This window comes from Mycobacterium shottsii (genome assembly GCF_010728525.1).
GTDB classification, from domain to species: Bacteria; Actinomycetota; Actinomycetes; order Mycobacteriales; family Mycobacteriaceae; genus Mycobacterium; species Mycobacterium marinum.
Window position 1 is genome coordinate 1,031,540 of the sequence record NZ_AP022572.1, and the last position, 21,309, is coordinate 1,052,848.

The window sequence follows — 21,309 nt, forward strand, 5'->3', positions numbered from 1 at the left end:
CCACATCGGCTAGGTAGGCCTAGGGAGGCGGCGGTGCCAGCAGCGGAATCGTGATCGGCGGCAAGCCGGGAATCTCCACGACCTGCGACCCGACCGGGGGCGGCGGTTCACCTTCCGGCGGCGGCGGCGGTGCCGGCGGGATGCCGTTGCTGATTTGGATCGTGATGATCGACCCGGGGATGGTCTGGCCGCTCGGGGAGGTGCCGACCACCTCGCCGTATCGGGCGCTGCTGTTGACCGCGTTGGGTTGATCGGCGACCTGGAATCCCGCGTCCTTGAGGCGCTGGCGTGCCCGGTCCACGTCCAGACCCGCCACGCTGGGTACCCGAGAGCCGGGCGCGCCGTCCACATAGCGCGGATCGGTGGGCGGCAGCTGCACCTCGCCGAAGTCGGTGGCGATCGGCTTCAGCGCGGTGAACCAGGTACGGGCCGGCTCGTTGCCGCCGTACAGGTCGCCGTTGCCGCAATGGCGCAGCGGCCCCGAACACAGATCCGTCGGATTGGTCGAGTCGTCGTAGATGTAGTTCGCGGCCGCGTACCGGTTGGTGAAGCCGACGAATCCGGCCGACCGGTGGGCCTCTGTGGTGCCGGTCTTACCGGACACCGGCAGGCTCCAGCCGGCCGCGCCAGCCGAACCCGACGCCGTGCCGCCGCCCACCGCGTCCTTGCTCATCGCGTTGGCCAGCGTGTTGGCCAGGCCCTCGGGCACCACCTGGTCACATGTTTCGGTGGTGATGGCAACCTCGTTGTCGTTGCGGTCGATCAGCTTGTCGACCGGGTTAGGCGGGCACCACACGCCACCGGAGGCCAAGGTGGCCGCGACGTTGGACAGTTCCAGCGCGTTGACCTCGATCGGGCCCAGGGTGAAGGAACCGATGTTCTGGCGCTTGACGAAGTCGGCCAGACTCTCGTTGCTGTCCGGGTTGTAGTCGCGGGCGGTGCCGGGATTGGCGTAGGAGCGCAGTCCGAGCTTGATGGCCATGTCCACGGTGCGCGACACACCGACCTGCGAGATCAGCTTGGCGAAGGCGGTGTTGGGCGAGGTGGCCAGCGCGTCGGTCACGCTCATGGAACCGCGGTAGTTACCGGCGTTGATCACGCACCAGGTGTCCTTGGGGCAGCCCTTGGCCCCACCGCTGCCCAGGCCCTTGCCCTGGAACCGGCCCGGTACATCGAGTTGGGCATTGATGCCCATGCCCATGTCCAGGGCGGCGGCCGTGGTGAAGATCTTGAAGATCGACCCGGCGCCATCGCCGACCAGGGAGAACGGCTGCGGTCGCATGGTTTCGCCGGCGTTGATGTCCAGGCCGTACTTACGGTTGCTGGCCATCGCGAGCACCTGGTGAGACTCCTTGCCAGGCTTGATGACGCTCATCACGCTGGAGATACCGGGCAGGGTCGGGCTGGCGAACTTGTCGATGGCCGCCTTGACCGGGACCTGGACGTCGGGGTCCAGCGTGGTGCGAATCAGATAGCCGCCCCTGGCCAGCTGTTCCTTGCTGATTCCGGCGCGCGATAGGTACTCCTGGACGTAATCGCAGAAGAAGGCGCGATCGCCCGCGGCGATGCAGCCCCGGGGCAGCTCGTTGGGTTGCGGCAGGATCCTCAGCGGCTCGGCCTTGGCGGCGCGCAGTGCGTCGGCCTCCGACGGGATGTTCTGGATCATGGTGTCCAGGACCAGGTTGCGCCGTGCCAGCGCACCGTCGGGGTTGGTGTAGGGATTGAGCGTGCTGGTGGACTGCACCATGCCCGCCAGCAGCGCGGATTGCTGCCAGTTCAGCTCCGAAGCGTTGATGCCAAAGTAGGTCTGGGCCGCGTCCTGCACGCCGAATGAGTTGTTCCCGAAGGACACCAGATTCAGGTAGCGGGTCAGGATCTCGGGCTTGGTGAAGGTCTTGTCGAGGGTGAGGGCCATCCGGATCTCGCGCAGCTTGCGCGCCGGGGTGGTTTCGACGGCCGCCCGCTTCTCGGCGTCGGTCTGGGCCGTCACCAACAACTGGTAGTTCTTGATGTACTGCTGCTCGATCGTGGACCCACCCCGGGTGTCGAGGTCGCCCGAGGCGTAGCCGGCCAACCCGGTCAGGGTGCCTTTCCAGTCGACGCCGTTGTGTTCGGCGAAGCGCTTGTCCTCGATCGAGACGATCGCCAGCTTCATGGTGTTGGCGATCTTGTCGCTGGGGACCTCGAAGCGGCGTTGCGAATACAGCCACGCGATCGTGTTGCCCTTCGCGTCGACCATGGTCGATACCGCGGGGACTTCGCCCTGCAGCAGCTGCGCCGACCCGTTGGCCACTACTTCGGAGGCCCGGTTGGACATCAGACCGATGCCGCCGGCAAATGGAAACATCAGCGCCGCGGCGACGATGCTGGCGAGCAGACAGAACCCTGAGAGCTTGAGCAGGGTGAGTGCGGCCGGGGGACGCTCGGACATGCGTACTACAGTAGCGGCCCCCTTGTCACGCCTCCGCGCCGCGCGATCGAAAAAAACTTTTTGCCCGAGGTGGGCCGGCGTGTCGCCGGGGGTAGAGCCAATATTTGCGCTCGCGTCACAGGTCAGGGGCAAAAACGGGGACCAATGCGGACTGTTTCTCCCGGCCGATTGGCACAACTCGGGACGATCGTCCCAAAAAATCCGTTATCGGACTGTTGCGCAATTGCCAGCTGACCACCTAACTTATATACGCAGTGAGATTCAGGTAACACCGATGTGGACAGTGTGTCGTTCGTCGCAAAATCGGCTGGTACCCGAGGTGGGCGGTCGCGTAAGCGGCTGGGAGGAAGGGATCAGCTCGTGTCGGGAATTCGTCCTGTTGATGGAAGGGCAAACCTAACGTCGGCTCAGAACCTACTGAGCACTGGCGAGGCTGAAGAACGGATCAACTGGGTATCAAAGGCGCTCTGCCGGGCTACCGACCCGGACGAACTCTTTGTTCGTGGGGTCGCACAGCGCAAGGCCGCGGTGATTTGCCGGCACTGCCCGGTGATGCAGGAATGCGGCGCCGACGCGCTCGACAACAAGGTCGAGTTCGGCGTCTGGGGCGGCATGACCGAGCGGCAGCGCCGGGCGCTCCTCAAGCAGCATCCCGAGGTGGTTTCGTGGTCGGACTACTTCGAGAAGCGCAAGCGCCGCAGCGTCGGATAGGGCGCACGTGACCGGGGGGTCAGCGCAACGGCGGGCAGTCCCTTCCTGATTACTTTTTTGTTACACGCGCCGGTTGGATGCACTCTAATTGTCTTGTGCCCAATAGGAACTGGCGTGTGCCCAAATGGACCTACCGTCGCGGTCGGTCCTGACGGGCTGGTGTAGCGCCCCCGCCATTGCCGGCGGCGGTGATCTGATCGGCGAGTGCGCGCAGGGCGTCCAAGTCGGAAACGTCGAATGGCAGCGACGGCACGCCGATGATCGGCACATGCGGATTGGCCCCGGTGAATCGGGACAGCAACCGAATCTCGCGCTTGGCTGTCTGTGCCCGGTCGGCGTGGATGCGCAGCACCGCCGCCGTCAGCGCGGCCGTCTCCGAATCGGCATGCTCCTCGTCCAAAGTTTCGGTTGCGTCGATGGCCCGTTCGGCCGGCAGCCCGCACAGGGTCGGATGGGTGCGGTTCAACACCAGTCCGGCCAGCGGCATGCTTTCTTCCGAGAGTCGGTCCACAAAGAAAGACGCCTCGCGCAGCGCGTCGGGTTCGGCCGCCGACACCACCACAAACTGGGTGCCGCGGCGCTTCAGCAGGGCGTAGGTCCGGTCGGCCTTCTCCCGAAAGCCGCCAAAGGCCGCATCCAGTGACTGCACAAAATCGGCCGCATCGCCGAGCATCCTCGAACCGAGCACCGTCGACATGGCCTTCATGGCCAGGCCCATCACGCCCGTCACCAAGCGGCCAATGCCTCGGCCGGGAGCGAGCAGTAGCCGCCACAGGCGGCTGTCCATTAAGCTGCCCAGGCGCTTGGGTGCATCCAGGAAATCAAGAGCATTGCGCGACGGCGGGGTGTCCACCACCACCAGGTCCCACCGGTCCTGGGCCAGCAGCTGTCCCAGCTTTTCCATTGCCATGTATTCCTGCGTGCCGGCAAGGGACGTAGCGACGGTTTGATAGAACTGGTTGTCCAGAATCGATTGTGCCCGTTCGGATCCGGAGTACTGGATCACCATTTCGTCGAACGTTCGGCGCATGTCGAGCATCATCGCGTGCAGCTCACCGGAGACCTCGGGGGCCAACGGCACTCGTTGGGGCACGTTGCCGAGATCATTGACGCCCAGCGCCTGTGCCAGTCGCTTGGCGGGGTCGATGGTCAGGACGACCACGGTGCGGCCATATTCGGCCGCTCGCAACGCGATCGCCGCAGCGGTGGTGGTCTTGCCGACGCCTCCGGCCCCGCAGCACACCACCACGCGGTTGGCGGTGTCGGCCAAGATGGCCGCCATGTCAAGAGTTTTCGGCACGCTACTCATCGAACGCCCTGCTGTGCAAGTGATTCCGAAAGCTCGTACAAGCTGCCCAAGTCGACTCCATCGGAGATTGTCGGTAGTTCCAGTCGCGCCACTTGCAGGGCGTCGAGTTGCTGCGCCGTCTCGGCACGCGCGGTGATTCGGGTCGCGTGTTCGATGGTTTCGGTCAGCAGCCCGGCGAAATCGGCATCCGCGAGCTCAATTCCGGCCATTGCCAGCCCGGACCGCACCGAGTCCGCGTCGACGTCTCCCTCGGCGGCCTTGGCGAGGTCCCCGGTATCCAGATAGGCCGGAATATTTCGGTTCACGATCACGCTGCCGATCGGCAATTCCATCTCGGCCAGCTCTTCGATGGCTTCCAGCGTCTCCTGCACGGGCAGCGCTTCCAGCAGGGTCACCAAATGGATGGCGGTCTGGTCGGAGTGCAGCAGGTTCACCACGCCCTCGGCCTGCGAATGCACCGGCCCGCCCTTGGCCAGGTCGGAGACGGCCTTGGTGACGTCGAGGAAGCGCGCGATCCGGCCGGTCGGGGGCGAATCGACAACGATCGCGTCATAGACCGGCAGCCTGTTTTTATCGACGCGGACCACCGTCTCTTTGATCTTTCCGGTGAGTAGCACGTCACGCAGGCCGGGTGCGATCGTGGTGGCGAATTCGATGGCACCGATCCGGCGCATTGCCTGGCCCGCGATGCCCAGGTTATAGAACATCTCGAGGTACTCCAGGAAGGCGGCCTCGATGTCAATCGCCAGTGCATTGATCTGACCGCCACGTTCGGCGGTCGCGATCTTTACTTCTTGGTATGGCAGCGGCGGAACGTCGAAGAGCTGCGCAATGCCTTGGCGCCCTTCGACTTCGACGAGAAGGACCTTGCGGCCCCCCGCTGCTAGGGTAAGTGCGAGAGCCGCCGCGATCGTGGACTTTCCGGTGCCGCCCTTGCCGGTTACAAAGTGCAAGCGGGCCTTCGACAAGCGCGATGGCCACCCGACGGAACCGCTGCCGCTAGATGTGTTTGCCACCATCGCATGCTAGCCCTACCGGCCGTATGGGAACCGGCCTGGCCGAAGGTTTTCAAGTTCGACCGATAAGCTCGCGCTATGACCCAAACCACCACATGGGAGTACGCGACGGTTCCGCTGCTCACGCACGCCACCAAACAGATCCTCGATCAATGGGGAGCCGATGGCTGGGAGCTGGTGGCGGTGCTGCCCGGCCCAACCGGTGAGCAGCACGTCGCCTACCTGAAGCGTCCGAAGTAGAAGTAAAGGGTCTTGATTCTGATGAACGCTACATCCCGGCTCGCCGAACTGGGTATCACGCTTCCGCAGGTGGCGGCGCCGCTGGCGGCCTACGTCCCCGCGGTACGCACCGGCAATCTCATCTACACCGCGGGGCAGCTGCCCTTGGAAGCCGGAAAGCTCCTCGGCACCGGCAAGGTCGGCGCCAACGTCACACCGGAGGAAGGTAAGGCGCTGGCGCGCGTCTGCGCGCTCAACGCGCTGGCCGCGGTGAACTCGCTGGTGGACATCGATTCGGTGACCCGGGTGGTCAAGGTCGTCGGGTTCGTCGCCTCCGCGCCGGGCTTTCACGGTCAGCCCAACGTCATCAACGGTGCCTCGGATCTGCTTGCCGAGGTGTTTGGCGACAAGGGCGTGCACGCGCGTTCGGCGGTCGGTGTCGCGGAGTTGCCGTTGGACGCCCCGGTAGAGGTCGAGCTGATCGTGGAGGTCGGCTAGCCGCCGTGTCCGAGACAGCTGGGTCGCTGACGCATCCTGCATACGGCCGGTTACGGCCGGTCACCGACCTTGCCTCGGTCCTGGTTGCCGATAACCCGGGTCTGCTGACCCTGGAGGGCACCAACACCTGGGTGCTCCGCGGCCCACGTAGTGACGAACTGGTTGTCGTCGATCCCGGGCCGGCCGACGACGAGCACATTGCCCGAATCGCCGCGCTGGGCCGCATCGCGCTGGTGCTGATCAGTCACCGCCATGGCGATCACACCGACGGCATCGACAAGCTGTTCGAGCGCACCGGTGCGCCCGTGCGCGCCGCCGATCCCCAGTTCCTGCGCGGTGACCCGGTGGCGTTGAGCGACGGTGAGGTCATCGATGCCGGCGGGCTGAAAATCACCGTGTTGGCCACCCCGGGACACACCGCGGACTCGCTGTCGTTCGTGCTCGAGGATGCCGTGCTCACCGCCGACAGCGTGTTGGGGCGGGGGACGACCGTCCTGGACAAGCAGGACGGCAGCCTGTCCGAATACCTGGAATCGCTGCATCGGCTCCGCGGTCTGGGGCCGCGCATGGTCCTGCCCGGCCATGGGCCGGACCTGGCCGACATTCGGATCGTCGCGCAGGGATACCTGGCGCACCGCCAGGAGCGGCTCGAGCAGGTTCGCTCGGCGCTACGGGAGCTCGGCGAGCAAGCCAGCGCTCGCCAGATCGTCGAACACGTCTACGTCGACGTCGACGAGAAGCTCTGGGATGCCGCCGAGTGGTCGGTTCAGGTGCAGCTGAACCATCTGAACCAAGCCGGGAGCCCGTCCTAGCGGGCTCGGCGGGCCAGCCGTTCGGAGTCCGAGATGAGCACGCTCTTGCCCTCCAGGCGGATCCAGCCCCGATGTGCGAAGTCGGCCAGCGCCTTGTTGACCGTTTCCCGGGAAGCGCCCACCAGCTGGGCGATCTCCTCCTGAGTCAAGTCGTGGGTGACCCGCATGGCGCCGCCCTCTTGGGTGCCGAAGCGCTGCGCGAGCTGCAACAGCTGCTTGGCCACCCGGCCGGGGACGTCGGTGAAGATGAGGTCGGCCAGGTTGTTGTTGGTCCGGCGCAGCCGGCGGGCCAGAACCCGCAGCAGCTGCTCGGCGATCTCCGGCCGATCGGCGATCCATGCCCGCAGCGCGTCGCGGTCCATTGAAACCGCCCGCACCTCGGTGATTGTGGTCGCGCTGGAGGTCCGAGGTCCGGGGTCGAAGATCGACAACTCACCGAACATGTCGGACGGTCCCATGATGGTCAGCAGGTTCTCCCTGCCGTCCGGCGACCTACGTCCGATTTTCACTTTGCCGGCGACGATGATGTACAGCCGATCACCGGGCTCACCTTCAGCGAAAACCGTGTGTCCGCGGGGGAAGTCAACGGGCTGCAGTTGTTTGGTTAATGCTGCGACCGCGCCGGGTTCAACCCCTTGGAAGATTCCTGCCCTTGCCAGGATCTCGTCCACGTTGCCTCTTCAGCTTTCCAACGAAGTGATATGGGCGGGCCAATCTGCTGACCGTTGCCGAGTCTAAAGGTTATGCCAATCAGTACGACGTGCCAACGCTACACACGATTCACGTGTCGGGTCGACGTAAACTGCGGATTGGTCCGCAACTGGGCGTGCAGGTGGTTGAACGCGCCTTCCACCCCGGGCACGGCGTGATGCTTCCCGGTCAGGGCCCTTGGTGCCGAGGCGTCGCTGAGAGCCAGCGCTTGGCGCCGATGCAGATATTCCAATGCTTCGGGCATCCCCTCGCGGGCCAACGTGCGTACGTCGACGGCCCGAGCGTGGTCGAGAAACTCGGCGACGTCGGAAGCGCTCACGGTGTCGTCGGACAGCGCTACCTCCAGCCGACCCAGACCGAGCGTCGTCAGAATCAGCAACGCCGGAATACCCGCGACCAGCAACCATGACACAAGGAGAGTAAACACGGCTTCGAATCAACACCAGGTCTCAGCGAGATCACGAAATCAGTACTCTGTCGTAGGTGAGCGTGGCAAAGGCGTCTGGGGAGTCCAAGCCCACCGCGAATGCGTCCACCCCCAAGTTACCCAAGCGCTGGTCCGAAGAGACCCGGACAGCCTTGGTGCGGCGGGCGCGTCGGATGAATCGCAAACTGGCACAAGCGTTTCCCCACGTGTACTGCGAGCTGGACTTCACCTCGCCGCTGGAGTTGGCGGTGGCTACGATTCTTTCGGCGCAGAGCACGGACAAGCGGGTGAATTTGACGACGCCGGACTTGTTCGCGAAATACCAGACAGCGCTGGATTACGCTCAGGCCGATCGCGCCGAATTGGAAAACCTCATCCGCCCCACTGGTTTCTACCGTAACAAGGCGAACTCTCTCATCGGCCTCGGGCAAGCTCTCGTCGAGCGGTTCGACGGCCAGGTGCCGGCCACCATGGAGGAGCTGGTGACGCTGCCCGGGGTCGGGCGCAAGACGGCCAACGTCATCTTGGGCAATGCCTTCGACGTTCCCGGGATCACCGTGGACACCCACTTCGGCCGACTGGCGCGACGGTGGCGCTGGACCGCCGAAGAAGACCCGGTCAAGGTGGAACACGCGGTCGGCGAGCTGATCGAGCGCAAGGAGTGGACGCTGTTGAGCCACCGGGTGATCTTCCACGGCCGCCGCGTCTGCCACGCTCGCAAACCGGCGTGCGGCGTGTGCGTGCTGGCCAAGGATTGCCCCTCCTATGGGCTCGGTCCCACGGAGCCGCTGCTCGCCGCGCCACTCGTGCAGGGTCCGGAGACCGAGCCCCTACTGGCCATGGCCGGGCTGTGACCGCGCGATAGTGCCGGAGCTGACGCGGCTGACACCTGGGGCTCGCTGGACCATTGCGGTGCTGGCGGTAGTGGTCGCGCTGATAATCGCGTTGGCCGCCCAGCTGCGTGAGGGTTCCGGGCCGGCGGGGCACACCGGTGCGCCGGTCGCGCGTGAACATCGTGATGCTGACACGCCGGCTGCCCTGGCCGGGCCACGACGGCGCGCGAACCTGCCGCCCTGTCCGGCCGGCGGCGCTGGTCCCGGCCCGGCCCGGTTGCAGGGTGTGGTGGTGGAATGCGCGGCCAACGGTGCGCCCGTCGATGTCGCCTCCGCCGTGGCCGGCCGCCGGGTGCTGCTCAATCTGTGGGCGTATTGGTGCGCGGAGTGCACGGCCGAATTGCCTGCGTTGGTCGAGTACCAGCGACGCGTTGGATCCGAGGTGACCGTGCTGACCGTTCACCAGGACGAGAATGAAGCCGCCGCGCTGGTGGAATTGGCCGACCTCGGCGTTCGGTTGCCGACCCTGCAAGATGGCCGCCGCAAGGTGGCGGCCGCGCTGGGGGTCGCGAATGTGATGCCCGCGACTGTGCTCCTGCGGCCGGACGGTAGCGTGGCCCAAACCCTGCCGCGAGCTTTCGGCAGCGCCGACGAGATTGCGGCTGCGGTCGGAAACCCGGCGTGACGAGCGCTTGGCCTAACCTGCCCGACCGGCCCGACCAGCCCGACAAGGAGGCACCGGTGAACGCGACCGTTGCCCTGACTCCTGAGGTCGGTCCGTCCTGGCTGCGCCCACTGGTCGACAACATCGATCGGGTGCCCGATGCGGTTCGGCGGCGGCTGCCGGCCGACGTGTTGGCGATGGTGACCGCAGCCAGCTCGACCGCATCGTTGCGTCGCGACGAGCGCGATGCCGCGGTTCTGGTGCTGTTCTCGGGTCCGGAGTCGGCCGACGGCCGGGTGCCCACCGATGCCGACCTGCTGCTGACGGTGCGAGCGTCGACGTTGCGCCACCATGCCGGTCAGGCGGCCTTTCCCGGAGGTGCGTCCGATCCCGGCGACGACGGGCCGGTTGCCACCGCCTTGCGTGAGGCCCACGAAGAAACCGGGCTCGACGTCAGCAGGCTTCATCCCCTGGTCACCATGGAGCGGACCTTCATTGCGCCCTCGCGCTTCCACGTCGTTCCGGTCCTGGCCTACTCGGCCGATCCCGGTCCGGTGAACGTCATCAACGAGGCCGAAACGGCGATCGTGGCGCGAGTTCCGGTCCGAGCCTTCATCAATCCGGCCAACCGGCTGATGGTGTACCGGCGTACGTTGAGCCGGCGCTGGGCCGGACCGGCGTTTCTGCTGAATCAAATGCTGGTTTGGGGATTCACTGGCCAGGTGATTTCGGCAGTGCTTGATGTTGCGGGGTGGTCGGAGCCCTGGGATACCAGCGACCTGCGTGAGCTGGATGACGCGATGGCGCTGGTCGGCGAGCAGGGTGGGCTGCGATGAACTCGATGACCCCGTCACAGTGGCTGGACATCGCCGTCTTGGCGGTCGCCTTCATCGCCGCTGTCTCCGGCTGGCGCTCCGGCGCTCTGGGCTCGATGCTGTCCTTCGCCGGTGTGCTGCTGGGTGCGATCGCGGGTGTGTTGCTGGCGCCCCATATCGTCAGCCACATCAACGCCCCGCGGGCCAAACTTTTCGCCGCGCTGTTCCTGATCTTGGGGCTGGTGGTGGTCGGCGAGGTCGCCGGCGTGGTGCTGGGACGGGCCGTCCGCGGCGCTATCCGTAACCGGCCGATTCGAGTGATCGACTCCGTCATCGGGGTCGGAGTGCAGCTCGTTGTGGTGCTGACCGCGGCGTGGTTGTTGGCGACGCCGTTGACACAGTCCAAGGATCAACCGGAGCTGGCGGCGGCGGTCCGTGGTTCGCGGGTACTGGCTCAGGTCAACGAGGTGGCGCCCACCTGGCTCAAGACGGTGCCCAAGCGACTCTCGGGGTTGCTGAACACGTCGGGTCTGCCGGCCGTCTTGGAGCCGTTCAGTCGCACCCCGGTCATTCCGGTCGCCTCGCCAGATCCGGCGCTGGCGCGAAATCCGGTGGTCGAGGCCACCGCGCCAAGCGTGCTCAAGATCCGCAGCTTGGCGCCGAGTTGCCAGAAGGTGCTCGAAGGCAGCGGCTTCGTGATTGCGCCGGACCGGGTGATGACCAATGCCCACGTGGTGGCGGGGGCCAACAGTGTGCAGGTGTTTGCCAGCGGCAAGCCGCTGGATGCCACGGTGGTCTCCTATGACCCCTCGGTGGACATCGCGATCCTGGCCGTGCCGGGTTTGCCGCCGCCACCACTGATCTTCGCCGAGCGGGAAGCGCCAACCGGTACCAACGTGGTGGTGCTGGGTTATCCCGGCGGCGGGAATTTCACCGCGACTCCGGCCAGGATTCGCGAGGCCATCCGACTCAGCGGCCCCGACATCTACCGCAACCCGCAGCCGGTGACCCGCGACGTCTACACCATCAGGGCCAACGTGGAGCAAGGTGATTCGGGCGGGCCGCTGATTGATCTCAACGGCCAAGTGCTTGGCGTGGTGTTCGGCGCGGCGGTCGACGACCCGGACACCGGGTTTGTCCTCACCTCCGGCGAGGTGGCCAGTCAGCTGGCCAGGATCGGCGCTACCGAGCGCGTCGCCACCGGATCCTGCGTCAGCTGAGCCGCGCGTCGCGGGTCTGCTCGAAAAACCGCATCAGGTGCCGGTTGATCTCTTCGGGCGCTTCCTCATGGCTGTAATGGCCCACGCCGGCGACCGACACGTAGCGTCCGTGCGGTGCATAACGTTGGGTGCGCTCCACCGGGGCGGCCAGGACGTAGGGATCGGCGTCGCCGCGTAGGTGCAAGATGGGGACGCCGGGGCGTTGATTCATGGAGCGCATGAATCGGTGGCCTTCCCCGCGTAGCTGGCTGCGCACCGCCCAGCGCTGGTACTCCAGTGCGCAGTGCGCGGCGGCCGGGATCTGGATGGCCCGCCGCAGATAGCCGATGCTCTGCGAGAAATCTTCCGAGGCCGCCCATTTGGCGCTGGTGCGGCTGCGGATCAGCCGTTCGATTTCCTCGGCGTTATCGCGGGTCAGCAAACGCTCGGGCCACAGCGGCACCTGGTAGCGCAACAACGTCGGCAACAGCGCGCGCCCCTGATCGCGCCTGGTCAGGGTGGATCGCCGTAGCGCGGCCGGGTGCGGTGAGCTGATCAACGCGATGGCGCGCACCAATCGGGGATGTAGTAGCGCGGTGGTCCAGCAAGCCAGCCCGCCGTCAGCGTGGCCGACCAGGGTGGCCGAGGAATGTCCGAGCGCACGGATCAGTCCGGCCGTATCGCCGGCCAGGGTCCAGCCGTCATAGTCGCGGGGCGGTTTGTCGCTGCCGCCGTAACCGCGCAGGTCGACGGCGACCACCCGGGCACCGGTGAGCCCGCGCAGCTGATGACGCCAGGACCACCAAAACGACCCGAACCCGTGCAACAGCATCACCAGGGGCTGGGTGGTGCTCGGTGCGTTATCGCGCTGGCCGGCCGGGACGGCCTCGACCACATGAAACCGGATGCCGTTGGCGTGGATGTCCAGATGGCGCCATGGCCCGTCGATGCGGGTGATCGACGGATCTGGTGCGGGCATTTACCAACCCGAAGGATCGGTTACCGGCTTGCCGGGCGCGGGGGCGGAGGGTTCGACCGCGATGGACTTGTCGTGGCCCGGAATCAGCGCGGTGCGGGTCTCCTTGACCGACTCGATGGTTTGTCGTGGTCCTCGGATCCGGCGGACTTTCAAGAAACCCAGCAAGGCGAGCATGCCAGTGGTCAAAACCATGAGGCCGAACACGATGAGAAACGCCACCCAACGCCATAGCCAGGTGTCGAGCAACTCGGCGAGGAAAAAGAACAAGAAAAAGGTGGAGTAGAACAGCACCACCAGGGCGGCGATGAAGAAAACGCTGCCCGTCAGGCCCTTCTTGACATCACGCGTGATCTCGGCGCGCGCCAGTTCCACCTCGGCCCGCACCAGCGTCGACATCTGAGTTGTCGCGTCTTTGATCAGGTCGCCGATCGACGGCTCAGCCGGCATGGCATGCGGGTCCGCCAACGGAATCGTGGTCAGCGTGCTGGGCACACCGTTCTTGCGATCAGGTTTGCTCACAGACGGTCCTCTCGATTTGACGGCCGCGGTTTGGCGGTCGTCGCGGATTATGTTGCCATGCGCTTCGGTGCCGTACGAGGCGAGTCGATCACCGCGCGGGACGGGGCCGGATCAAGCCGGTTAATTGACGCTTGCGCACCATTCCAACAGCAACGGGGCAGGTCCCGCGATCATCTACACTGGCGCATCTGTTCTGATTTTTGACCAGCCGACGGGAGTACCACTTTGCAGACGGCACACCGCCGCATTTCGTCGGCGATCGTGACCGTGCTCTTGGCCCTTGTGTTCGGGCCCGCCAACGCCGCGGCTGCCGACGACAAGGTTCCGTTGGGTGGCGGTGCCGGCATCGTCGTCAACGGGGGCACTTTGTGCACCCTGACCACCATCGGGCACGACAAGAACGGCGATCTCATCGGTTTCAGCTCCGCGCACTGCGGGGGTCCCGGCGCCCCGGTCGCCGCCGAAGGGGCCGAAGACAAGGGCGTGGTGGGCACCATGGTTGCCGGCAACGACAGCCTTGACTATGCGGTGATCAAGTTCGATCCGGCCAAGGTGACACCGGTGGCCAACTTCAACGACTTTGCGATCAACGGCATCGGCCCGGACCCCACCTTCGGGCAGATCGCGTGCAAGCAGGGCCGCACTACGGGCAACTCCTGCGGGGTGACCTGGGGGCCGGGCCAGGATCCCGGAACCATCCTGATGCAGGTCTGTGGCGGCCCCGGCGACTCCGGGGCGCCGGTGACGGTCAACAACATGCTGGTCGGGATGATTCATGGCGCGTTCAGTGACAGCCTGCCCACCTGCATCACCAAATACATCCCGCTGCACACCCCCGCCGTGGTGATGTCGATGAACGCCGACCTGGACGACATCGCGGCCAAGAACCGGCCCGGATCGGGGTTCGTCCCAGTACCGGGCTGAGGCCTGAGCTATTTGGCGGCGTTGCGAATCGCGTCGAACACCGTGGGATCGAGCAGTGTCGAGGTGTCGCCGAGCTCGCGCTTTTCGGCGATGTCACGCAGCAGCCGCCGCATGATCTTGCCGCTGCGGGTCTTGGGCAGCTCCGGCACCACGTGGACCTCCCGTGGGCGGGCGATGGGCGAGATCGCCTCGGCCACCTCGGCACGCAACTCGTCGCTGGTCCCGTCGTGCTGCTCGTAGTTGCTGCGTAGCACGACGAACGCGCAGATGGCCTGCGTGGTGGTGTCGTCGACCACCCCGACGACCGCCGCCTCAGCCACACCCGGGTGACCGACGAGTGCCGATTCCACCTCCGCGGTGGAGATGCGGTGCCCGGACACGTTCATCACGTCATCGATACGGCCCAGCACCCAGATCGCCCCGTCGGAGTCGAGGCGGGCCCCGTCCCCGGCGAAGTAGTAGCCCTTGTCCTCGAACTTCGACCAGTAGGCGTAGTGGAATCGCGCGGGGTCGCCCCAGATGCCGCGCAGCATCGATGGCCATGGCTGGTCCAGGACCAGGTAGCCGGTGACGTGCGTGCCCTCATCGGTCTCCGGGGCCAGCGGATCGCCATGATCGTCGACCACCTTGGCCGAGATGCCGGGCAGCGGAGTCATCGCCGACCCGGGTTTTGCCGCCGCGATCCCGGGCAGCGGTGAGATCATCGCCGAGCCGGTCTCGGTCTGCCACCAGGTGTCCACAATCGGCGTGTTTCCGGCGCCGACGACGTCGCGGTACCAGCGCCAGGCCTCGGGGTTGATCGGTTCGCCGACCGAGCCCAGCAGCCGCAGGCTGGACAGGTCATGTGCGTCCGGGATCGCGCGGCCCCATTTCATGAAGGTGCGAATCAGCGTCGGGGCGGTGTAATAGATTGTGACACCGTATTTTTCGATGATCTGGAAGTGACGGTGTTCGTCGGGCGTATTGGGGGTGCCCTCGTAGAGGACCTCGGTGATGCCGTTGGCCAGCGGACCGTACACGCCATAGGTGTGGCCGGTGACCCAGCCGATGTCGGCGGTGCACCAGAACACGTCGGTCGCGGGCTTGACGTCGAAGATGGTGTGCACCGTGTAACAGCACTGGGTGAGGTAGCCGCCGCTGGTGTGCACGATGCCCTTGGGCTTGCCCGTGGTCCCCGACGTGTACAGCAGAAACAGTGGCTGCTCGGCGTCGAAGGGCTCCGGTGTGTGTTCGGGTGACGCCGAGTCGACGACGTCATGCCACCACAGGTCGCGTTCGTCGTTCCAGTACACGTCGATTCCGGTGCGCCGCACCACCAGGACATGCTCGACGGGGCTGTCCGGCTGACTGACCGCCTCGTCGGCCGCGTCCTTGAGCGGAGCCGGATGGCCGCGACGGAACTGCCCGTCGCTGGTGATCAGCAGCTTGGCCTGGGCGTCGACGATCCGGGCGTGCAGAGCGTTGGCGGTAAAACCGCCGAAGACCACGCTGTGCATGATTCCTAGCCGCGCGCAGGCCAGCATCGCGATCACGGCCTCGGGGATCAACGGCAGATAGATGGCGACCCGGTCGCCGGCCACCAGGCCGAGGCCGGTCAGCGCGTTGGCCGCCTTGGATACTTCGGCCTGCAGATCGGCGTAGGTCAGCGTGCGGCTGTCCTCGATCGGCTCGCCTACCCAGTGGATCGCGACGCGATCCCCGTTGCCGGCCTCGACATGGCGATCCACGCAGTTGTAAGCGACGTTGAGCTTGCCGCCGACAAACCATTTGGCGAACGGCGCATCCGACCAGTCCAAGACCTCACCGAATGGGGTGGCCCAGGACAACCGGTCGGCCTGTTTGGCCCAGAATGCGAGCCGGTCCTCTTCGGCCTCGCGGTACAACTCGGCGAGGGCGTTCGCCTGCTCGATGAACTCGGCCGGGGGAGGGTAGGACGACGGTTCTTCAGCACTGGTGGCGGTCACTGGCGGGTCTCCTATGTTGAGCTTCATCGAGCTCTTCTTCGCTCGGCGTGAGCCTAACTCGCCGAGATGTAAATGCCACTGATGGCCTGGGGGAACGTCGCCGCGATATCGCCAACGCGCCGATCGCCATCAGGACGGCACCGATGACAATGAGCCGGCTGCCCGGCGCTCTACTCGGCGGCGCGGCGGGGGCCAGTATGGTCGCTGTCATGCGGCGGATGCGGGCCACCCTGGCAGTCGTCGCCGCCGTGTTGCTGGCGGTCTCACCGGTGGTGGCCTGCGGCGGCGGCGTGCTCAGCCCCGATCTGGTGCTGGTCAACGGTGGGGAGCCGCCGAACCCCCTGATCCCGACCGGCACCAACGACAGCTACGGCGGTCGCATCATCGACCGCCTGTTCGCCGGCCTGGTGTCCTATGACGCCAAGGGCAAGCTGTCGCTGGAGGTGGCGCAGTCGATCGACACCACCGACAACGTCAACTACCGGATCCTTCTCAAACCCGGCTGGAGATTCACTGACGGCTCACCGGTAACCGCGCATTCGTTTGTCGACGCCTGGAACTATGGGGCGCTGAGCGCGAATGCACAACTGCAACAACACTTCTTCAGCCCGATCGAGGGATACGAGGAGGTAGCCGGTGAGCCGGGGGAAGGAAAGCCGACCACGATGTCGGGATTGCATGTGGTCAACAACCGGGAGTTCACCGTGCGGCTGCGCGCGCCGACCATCGATTTTATGTTGAGCCTGGGACATAGCTCGTTCTATCCACTGCCCGAGGCCGCCTTCAAGGACATGGCCGCGTTTGGCCGCAACCCGATCGGCAACGGCCCATACCGGCTGGACAGTGGCGGCGAGGAACCGGCGTGGGAACACAACGTCAAGATCGACCTGGTGCCCAATCCGGACTACCGGGGCAATCGCAAACCCCGCAACAAAGGGCTGCGCTTCGAGTTCTACGCCAACCTCGAAACCGCTTACTCCGATCTGTTGTCCGGCAATCTCGATGTCCTGGATACGATTCCGTCCAGCGCGCTCACCGTCTATGGGCGCCACCTCGGGGACAACGCCACCAGCGGCCCTGCCGCGATAAACCAGACCCTGGATACGCCGTTGCGGTTGGCACATTTTGGTGGGGAGGAGGGGCGGTTGCGCAGGTTGGCGCTGTCGGCGGCCATCGACCGGCCCCAGATCTGCCAGCAGATCTTCAACGGAACCCGCAGCGCCGCGCGCGATTTCACGGCCCGGTCATTGCCCGGATTCGACCCCCACATTCCGGGTAACGATGCCCTGGACTTCAACCCGCAGCGGGCGCGGCAACTTTGGGCGCAGGCCAACGCGATCTCACCGTGGAGCGGCAGCTACGCCATCGCCTACAACGCCGACAGCGGCCATCAGGAGTGGGTGGACGCGGTGGCCAACAGCATCAAGAATGTGCTGGGAATCGACGCGATGGGTGCGCCGCAGCCCACCTTCGCGGGTTTGCGCACCCAGATCACCAACCGAACCATCGACACCGCATTTCGCGCGGGGTGGCAGGGCGACTTTCCCTCGATGATCGAGTTCCTGTCTCCGCTATACGGAACCGGTGCGGGATCCAACGATGTCGGCTATTCCAGCCAGGAGTTTGACGACGCCCTGGCGGCTGCCGCGGCCGCGCCCACCCTGCAGGAGGCCGATCGGCTGGCCAATGTCGCGCAGCGAATCCTCTTTCACGACATGCCAACGATCCCGCTGTGGGACTACATCGCCGTTGTCGGGTGGTCCACCGAGGTCAGCAATGTGCAGGTGACGTGGAACGGTATGCCCGACTACGAGAACCTGGTCAAGGCCTGACATGGTTTGGTACGTAGCTCGCCGGATCTTGGCGATGGTGCCGGTGTTTCTCGGCGCGACACTGCTGATCTACGGCATGGTGTTCCTGCTGCCCGGGGATCCGTTGGCGGCCATCGCCGGCGATCGGCCGTTGACGCCCGCGGTGGCGCAGCAGCTGCGCGCGCGCTATCACCTCGACGATCCATTCCTGGTGCAGTATGCCCACTACCTGGGTGGTGTCCTGCACGGCGACCTGGGCCGCGCATATTCCGGGCTGCCGGTCAGTGCTGTTCTGGCGCATGCATTCCCGGTGACCATTCGGCTGGCCTTGATCGCGCTCGCGGTCGAGGCCGTGCTGGGGATCGGCTTCGGGGTGATCGCCGGATTGCGCCAAGGCGGCATCTTCGACGCTACGGTGCTGCTTACCGGGCTGATCATCATCGCGGTGCCGATCTTCGTGCTGGGCTTCCTGGCGCAATACCTCTTCGGTGTGGGACTGGGGCTGGCGTCGGTCACGGTCGGGGCCAGGACGACTTTGGACCGGTTGCTGTTACCCGGGATGGTGTTGGGTGCGGTGTCATTCGCCTACGTGGTGCGGCTGACGCGTTCCGCGGTGGCCGCCAACGCCCATGCCGACTACGTCCGCACCGCGACGGCAAAGGGGTTGTCGCGGCCCCGGGTGGTGACGGTGCACATTCTGCGTAACTCACTGATCCCGGTGGTGACGTTTCTGGGCGCGGATTTGGGCGCGCTGATGGGCGGCGCGGTGGTGACCGAAGGCATTTTCAACATCCACGGTGTCGGCGGGGTGCTGTATCAGGCGGTCACCCGGCAGGAGGCGCCGACGGTGGTGTCGATCGTGACGGTGCTTGTCATGGTTTATCTGCTCACCAATCTGCTGGTGGATCTGCTCTACGCGGCGCTGGACCCACGGATCAGATATGGCTGAGCTCGGGGGTTTTTGGTTCGATATCCTCGGCGGCTTGCGGCGGCGGCCCAAGTTCGTCATCGCGGCCGTCCTGATCGTGTTCATTCTCGTCGTCGCCGCGTTTCCGTCCCTGTTCACCGGGATCGACCCTAGCTACGCCGATCCCAGCCAGAGCATGTTGAGCCCGTCTACGGCGCATTGGTTCGGCACCGACCTGCAGGGCCATGACATCTACGCACGCACCGTCTACGGAGCCCGCGCCTCGGTCGTGGTGGGACTGGGTGCGACGGCGGCCGCGTTCATCCTCGGCGTGACGGTGGGTGCCCTGGCCGGCTACTACGGAGGCTGGCTGGACGCGGTGGTTTCGCGCATCACGGATATCTTCTTCGGTCTGCCTCTGCTGCTGGCCGCGATCGTGCTCATGCAGGTGATGCATCACCGCACGGTGTGGACCGTGATCGCCATCCTGGCGTTGTTCGGCTGGCCGCAGATAGCCCGGATCGCCCGCAGTTCGGTGCTCGAGGTGCGCGGCAGCGACTTCGTTCTGGCCGCCAAAGCATTGGGAATGAGCCGGTTTCAGATCCTGTTGCGCCACGCGCTGCCCAACGCGATCGGGCCGGTGATCGCGGTAGCCACGGTGGCCCTGGGCATCTTCATCGTCACCGAAGCCACGCTGTCATACCTCGGGGTGGGCCTGCCGCCGACGGTGGTGTCCTGGGGTGGCGACATCAACGTGGCGCAGATGCGACTGCGGGCCGGCTCGCCCATCCTGTTCTATCCCGCCGGTGCGCTGGCGGTGACCGTGCTGGCCTTCATGATGATGGGTGACGCGTTACGCGACGCCCTGGATCCGGCATCACGGGCGTGGCGGGCATGAGCACCGCGGCGGCCCCGCTGTTGTCGGTGCACGGCCTGCAGGTCCGGTTCGGCACCGACGAACCCGTGGTTGCCGGCATGGATCTGAGCGTTTATCGCGGGCAAACCGTTGCGGTGGTGGGAGAGTCGGGATCCGGCAAGTCCACCGCGGCCGCGGCTGTCCTGGGGCTGCTGGCCCCCGGTGGCCGAATTACCGCTGGCCGCATCATTTTCGACGGACGTGACATCACCTCGGCGGACCGGCGCGTGATGCGCACCATTCGGGGCCGCGAGATCGGCTACGTTCCCCAGGACCCGATGACCAATCTCAACCCGGTTTGGAAGGTCGGCTTTCAGATCCGGGAGGCATTGCGGGCCAACACCGATGGGCGCGACGCGCGACGGCGCACGGTAGAGCTGCTGGCCCAGGCCGGGATGCCGGACCCGGACAAGCACGCCCAGCGCTACCCACATCAACTGTCCGGCGGCATGTGCCAGCGCGCCTTGATCGCCATCGGGCTGGCCGGCCGGCCCGCTTTGCTCATCGCTGACGAGCCGACGTCGGCACTGGACGTCACCGTGCAGCGTCAGGTGCTCGACCATTTGCAGCGCCGAACCGACGAGCTCGGCACCGCGCTGCTGCTGATCACCCACGACCTGGCGCTGGCGGCCGAACGGGCCGAGTCGGTGCTGGTTGTCCATCACGGCGTGGTGGTGGAATCCGGTACCGCAAGCGACATTCTGCGCAGTCCGCAGCACGAATACACCAAGCGACTGGTGGCCGCCGCACCGTCGTTGACGGTGCGTGACCCGCGCCGAGCGCCGGCGAGGGGCCCGGTTCCTGGCGGGGCGGACCAGCCCGCCGGTGGTTGCGGCGACATCCTGAGCGTCTCGGAATTGACCAAGATCTATCGGGAGTCCCGGGGCGCGCCCTGGCGGCGCGGCGAGTTTCGGGCCGTCGATAGCGTGTCGTTCCGATTGCGGCGGGCGAGCACCTTGGCCATCGTGGGCGAGTCGGGATCGGGCAAATCAACGGTCGTGCGCATGGTGCTGGGTCTGCTGCAACCGACCTCGGGCACGGTGTCCTTCGACGGAGCCCGAATCCAGCCGGACAAGTTGGATCGCGACGCGCAGCTGGCCTTTCGGCGCCGGATACAGCCGGTGTTCCAGAACCCGTACAGCAGCCTGGATCCGATGTACTCGGTGTTTCGCGCCATCGAGGAACCGTTGCGCATCCACCGCGTCGGCGACCGTGCGCAGCGCCGGCAGATGGTGGCCGAGCTCGTCGACCAGGTGGCGCTGCCGTCGTCGGTGTTGGGGCGGCTGCCCCGGGAGCTGTCGGGTGGCCAGCGGCAACGCGTGGCGATCGCCCGAGCGCTCGCGCTGCGCCCCGACGTGCTGGTGTGCGATGAGGCGGTCTCGGCGCTCGATGTGCTGGTGCAGGCCCAGATTCTGGATCTGCTGGCCGAATTGCAGGCGGACCTGGGCCTGGCGTACCTGTTCATCAGCCATGATCTGGCGGTCGTGCGGCAAATCTCCGACGACGTGCTGGTCATGCGCGCCGGTCAGGTGGTGGAACATGCCCCAACGGAGGAAGTATTCACCCGGCCCGGCGCGCGGTACACGCAGCGCCTGCTGGAGGCCATTCCAGGTGGCCCGGTGGCTCCCCGCTAGGTTGACATGC

Annotated in this window: 21 protein-coding genes; 13 read left to right on the forward strand and 8 right to left on the reverse strand. The window is 65.9% G+C overall.

The window, feature by feature from the left end; genetic code table 11:
* Nucleotides 1–19 precede the first annotated feature (19 nt).
* Nucleotides 20–2,431, reverse strand: coding sequence for a transglycosylase/D,D-transpeptidase PonA2 (gene ponA2 / locus G6N41_RS04875; protein WP_198966756.1), 2,412 nt, complete (start codon nt 2,429–2,431; stop codon nt 20–22).
* Nucleotides 2,432–2,791: 360 nt separating this feature from the next.
* Here ponA2 and G6N41_RS04880 point away from each other — a divergent pair, with 360 nt between their 5' ends.
* A complete protein-coding gene (locus tag G6N41_RS04880) occupies nt 2,792–3,142 on the forward strand; it encodes a WhiB family transcriptional regulator (protein WP_198966757.1) in 351 nt (116 codons plus the stop codon).
* A gap of 130 nt (nt 3,143–3,272) precedes the next feature.
* Here G6N41_RS04880 and G6N41_RS04885 read toward each other — a convergent pair whose 3' ends face one another.
* Both G6N41_RS04885 and G6N41_RS04890 read right to left on the reverse strand, forming a co-directional pair.
* Nucleotides 3,273–4,451, reverse strand: a complete 1,179-nt coding sequence (locus G6N41_RS04885; protein ID WP_198966758.1) for an ArsA family ATPase — start codon at nt 4,449–4,451, stop codon at nt 3,273–3,275.
* Nucleotides 4,448–5,470, reverse strand: coding sequence for an ArsA-related P-loop ATPase (locus G6N41_RS04890; RefSeq protein ID WP_198966759.1), 1,023 nt, complete (start codon nt 5,468–5,470; stop codon nt 4,448–4,450). The genes G6N41_RS04885 and G6N41_RS04890 overlap by 4 nt, the downstream gene beginning before the upstream one ends.
* A gap of 75 nt (nt 5,471–5,545) precedes the next feature.
* Here G6N41_RS04890 and G6N41_RS04895 point away from each other — a divergent pair, with 75 nt between their 5' ends.
* From G6N41_RS04895 to G6N41_RS04905, 3 genes are read left to right on the forward strand one after another with little or no spacing between them, the layout of a single operon-like run.
* Entirely contained in the window at nt 5,546–5,707 is a 162-nt protein-coding gene (locus tag G6N41_RS04895) for a DUF4177 domain-containing protein (RefSeq protein WP_020730906.1), read from the forward strand.
* A gap of 21 nt (nt 5,708–5,728) precedes the next feature.
* Nucleotides 5,729–6,184 (forward strand): RidA family protein, encoded by a 456-nt coding sequence (locus G6N41_RS04900; RefSeq protein ID WP_011741882.1) that lies wholly within the window; start codon nt 5,729–5,731, stop codon nt 6,182–6,184.
* Nucleotides 6,185–6,189: 5 nt separating this feature from the next.
* The gene (locus G6N41_RS04905) at nt 6,190–6,996 is read left to right on the forward strand and encodes an MBL fold metallo-hydrolase (RefSeq protein ID WP_198966760.1); all 807 of its coding nucleotides are present in this window, start codon (nt 6,190–6,192) and stop codon (nt 6,994–6,996) included.
* Here G6N41_RS04905 and crp read toward each other — a convergent pair.
* On the reverse strand, nt 6,993–7,667 hold the full coding sequence (gene crp, locus G6N41_RS04910) for a cAMP-activated global transcriptional regulator CRP (RefSeq protein WP_012396681.1): 675 nt from the start codon (nt 7,665–7,667) through the stop codon (nt 6,993–6,995). The two genes, G6N41_RS04905 and crp, sit on opposite strands and share 4 nt — an antisense overlap.
* Before the next feature lie 98 nt (nt 7,668–7,765).
* A complete protein-coding gene (locus G6N41_RS04915) occupies nt 7,766–8,134 on the reverse strand; it encodes a hypothetical protein (protein WP_012396680.1) in 369 nt (122 codons plus the stop codon).
* Nucleotides 8,135–8,307: 173 nt separating this feature from the next.
* Here G6N41_RS04915 and nth point away from each other — a divergent pair, with 173 nt between their 5' ends.
* Genes nth through marP form a run of 4 tightly spaced genes read left to right on the forward strand, consistent with a single transcriptional unit; the run spans nt 8,308 to nt 11,666 of the window.
* Nucleotides 8,308–8,988 carry an endonuclease III gene (nth, locus tag G6N41_RS04920; protein WP_198966761.1) on the forward strand — a complete coding sequence of 227 codons (681 nt, stop codon included), beginning with the start codon at nt 8,308–8,310 and terminating at the stop codon, nt 8,986–8,988.
* A 10-nt stretch (nt 8,989–8,998) separates the two neighbouring features.
* Complete coding sequence (locus tag G6N41_RS04925) at nt 8,999–9,652, forward strand: TlpA family protein disulfide reductase (protein WP_020730904.1); 654 nt, start codon at nt 8,999–9,001, stop codon at nt 9,650–9,652.
* A 17-nt stretch (nt 9,653–9,669) separates the two neighbouring features.
* Nucleotides 9,670–10,467, forward strand: a complete 798-nt coding sequence (locus G6N41_RS04930) for an NUDIX hydrolase (RefSeq protein WP_036451171.1) — start codon at nt 9,670–9,672, stop codon at nt 10,465–10,467.
* A gap of 5 nt (nt 10,468–10,472) precedes the next feature.
* Nucleotides 10,473–11,666 (forward strand): acid resistance serine protease MarP, encoded by a 1,194-nt coding sequence (gene marP, locus G6N41_RS04935; protein WP_020726844.1) that lies wholly within the window; start codon nt 10,473–10,475, stop codon nt 11,664–11,666.
* On the opposite strand, the gene G6N41_RS04940 is transcribed toward marP, so the two are convergent.
* Complete coding sequence (locus tag G6N41_RS04940; RefSeq protein WP_198966762.1) at nt 11,659–12,624, reverse strand: alpha/beta fold hydrolase; 966 nt, start codon at nt 12,622–12,624, stop codon at nt 11,659–11,661. The genes marP and G6N41_RS04940 overlap by 8 nt on opposite strands.
* The gene (locus tag G6N41_RS04945) at nt 12,625–13,143 is read right to left on the reverse strand and encodes a phage holin family protein (protein WP_020730903.1); all 519 of its coding nucleotides are present in this window, start codon (nt 13,141–13,143) and stop codon (nt 12,625–12,627) included. It abuts the gene before it with no gap.
* A 225-nt stretch (nt 13,144–13,368) separates the two neighbouring features.
* Between G6N41_RS04945 and G6N41_RS04950 the strand changes: the two genes are divergently transcribed.
* Nucleotides 13,369–14,067 (forward strand): chymotrypsin family serine protease, encoded by a 699-nt coding sequence (locus G6N41_RS04950; RefSeq protein WP_012396673.1) that lies wholly within the window; start codon nt 13,369–13,371, stop codon nt 14,065–14,067.
* 8 nt (nt 14,068–14,075) lie between these two features.
* On the opposite strand, the gene acs is transcribed toward G6N41_RS04950, so the two are convergent.
* Entirely contained in the window at nt 14,076–16,058 is a 1,983-nt protein-coding gene (gene acs, locus G6N41_RS04955; protein WP_407663722.1) for an acetate--CoA ligase, read from the reverse strand.
* 170 nt (nt 16,059–16,228) lie between these two features.
* Here acs and G6N41_RS04960 point away from each other — a divergent pair, with 170 nt between their 5' ends.
* Genes G6N41_RS04960 through G6N41_RS04975 form a run of 4 tightly spaced genes read left to right on the forward strand, consistent with a single transcriptional unit; the run spans nt 16,229 to nt 21,299 of the window.
* On the forward strand, nt 16,229–17,863 hold the full coding sequence (locus tag G6N41_RS04960; protein WP_198967724.1) for a peptide ABC transporter substrate-binding protein: 1,635 nt from the start codon (nt 16,229–16,231) through the stop codon (nt 17,861–17,863).
* A gap of 1 nt (nt 17,864) precedes the next feature.
* Complete coding sequence (locus tag G6N41_RS04965) at nt 17,865–18,791, forward strand: ABC transporter permease (protein ID WP_198966764.1); 927 nt, start codon at nt 17,865–17,867, stop codon at nt 18,789–18,791.
* On the forward strand, nt 18,784–19,647 hold the full coding sequence (locus G6N41_RS04970) for an ABC transporter permease (protein WP_198966765.1): 864 nt from the start codon (nt 18,784–18,786) through the stop codon (nt 19,645–19,647). Before G6N41_RS04965 ends, G6N41_RS04970 begins: the two co-directional genes overlap by 8 nt.
* Nucleotides 19,644–21,299, forward strand: coding sequence for a dipeptide ABC transporter ATP-binding protein (locus tag G6N41_RS04975; RefSeq protein ID WP_198966766.1), 1,656 nt, complete (start codon nt 19,644–19,646; stop codon nt 21,297–21,299). The genes G6N41_RS04970 and G6N41_RS04975 overlap by 4 nt, the downstream gene beginning before the upstream one ends.
* Nucleotides 21,300–21,309 lie beyond the last annotated feature (10 nt).

Excerpts from the sequence above, each read along its gene's own strand:
- G6N41_RS04885 (WP_198966758.1), bottom strand. The coding sequence starts at position 4,451 with ATGAGTAGCGTGCCGAAAACTCTTGACATGGCGGCCATCTTGGCCGAC.
- ponA2 (WP_198966756.1), bottom strand. The coding sequence starts at position 2,431 with ATGTCCGAGCGTCCCCCGGCCGCACTCACCCTGCTCAAGCTCTCAGGG.
- nth (WP_198966761.1), top strand. The coding sequence starts at position 8,308 with ATGAATCGCAAACTGGCACAAGCGTTTCCCCACGTGTACTGCGAGCTG.
- G6N41_RS04895 (WP_020730906.1), top strand. The coding sequence starts at position 5,546 with ATGACCCAAACCACCACATGGGAGTACGCGACGGTTCCGCTGCTCACG.
- G6N41_RS04975 (WP_198966766.1), top strand. The coding sequence starts at position 19,644 with ATGAGCACCGCGGCGGCCCCGCTGTTGTCGGTGCACGGCCTGCAGGTC.
- G6N41_RS04900 (WP_011741882.1), top strand. The coding sequence starts at position 5,729 with ATGAACGCTACATCCCGGCTCGCCGAACTGGGTATCACGCTTCCGCAG.
- G6N41_RS04890 (WP_198966759.1), bottom strand. The coding sequence starts at position 5,470 with ATGGTGGCAAACACATCTAGCGGCAGCGGTTCCGTCGGGTGGCCATCG.
- G6N41_RS04965 (WP_198966764.1), top strand. The coding sequence starts at position 17,865 with ATGGTTTGGTACGTAGCTCGCCGGATCTTGGCGATGGTGCCGGTGTTT.
- G6N41_RS04940 (WP_198966762.1), bottom strand. The coding sequence starts at position 12,624 with ATGCCCGCACCAGATCCGTCGATCACCCGCATCGACGGGCCATGGCGC.
- acs (WP_407663722.1), bottom strand. The coding sequence starts at position 16,058 with ATGAAGCTCAACATAGGAGACCCGCCAGTGACCGCCACCAGTGCTGAA.
- G6N41_RS04960 (WP_198967724.1), top strand. The coding sequence starts at position 16,229 with ATGGTCGCTGTCATGCGGCGGATGCGGGCCACCCTGGCAGTCGTCGCC.
- marP (WP_020726844.1), top strand. The coding sequence starts at position 10,473 with ATGACCCCGTCACAGTGGCTGGACATCGCCGTCTTGGCGGTCGCCTTC.
- G6N41_RS04970 (WP_198966765.1), top strand. The coding sequence starts at position 18,784 with ATGGCTGAGCTCGGGGGTTTTTGGTTCGATATCCTCGGCGGCTTGCGG.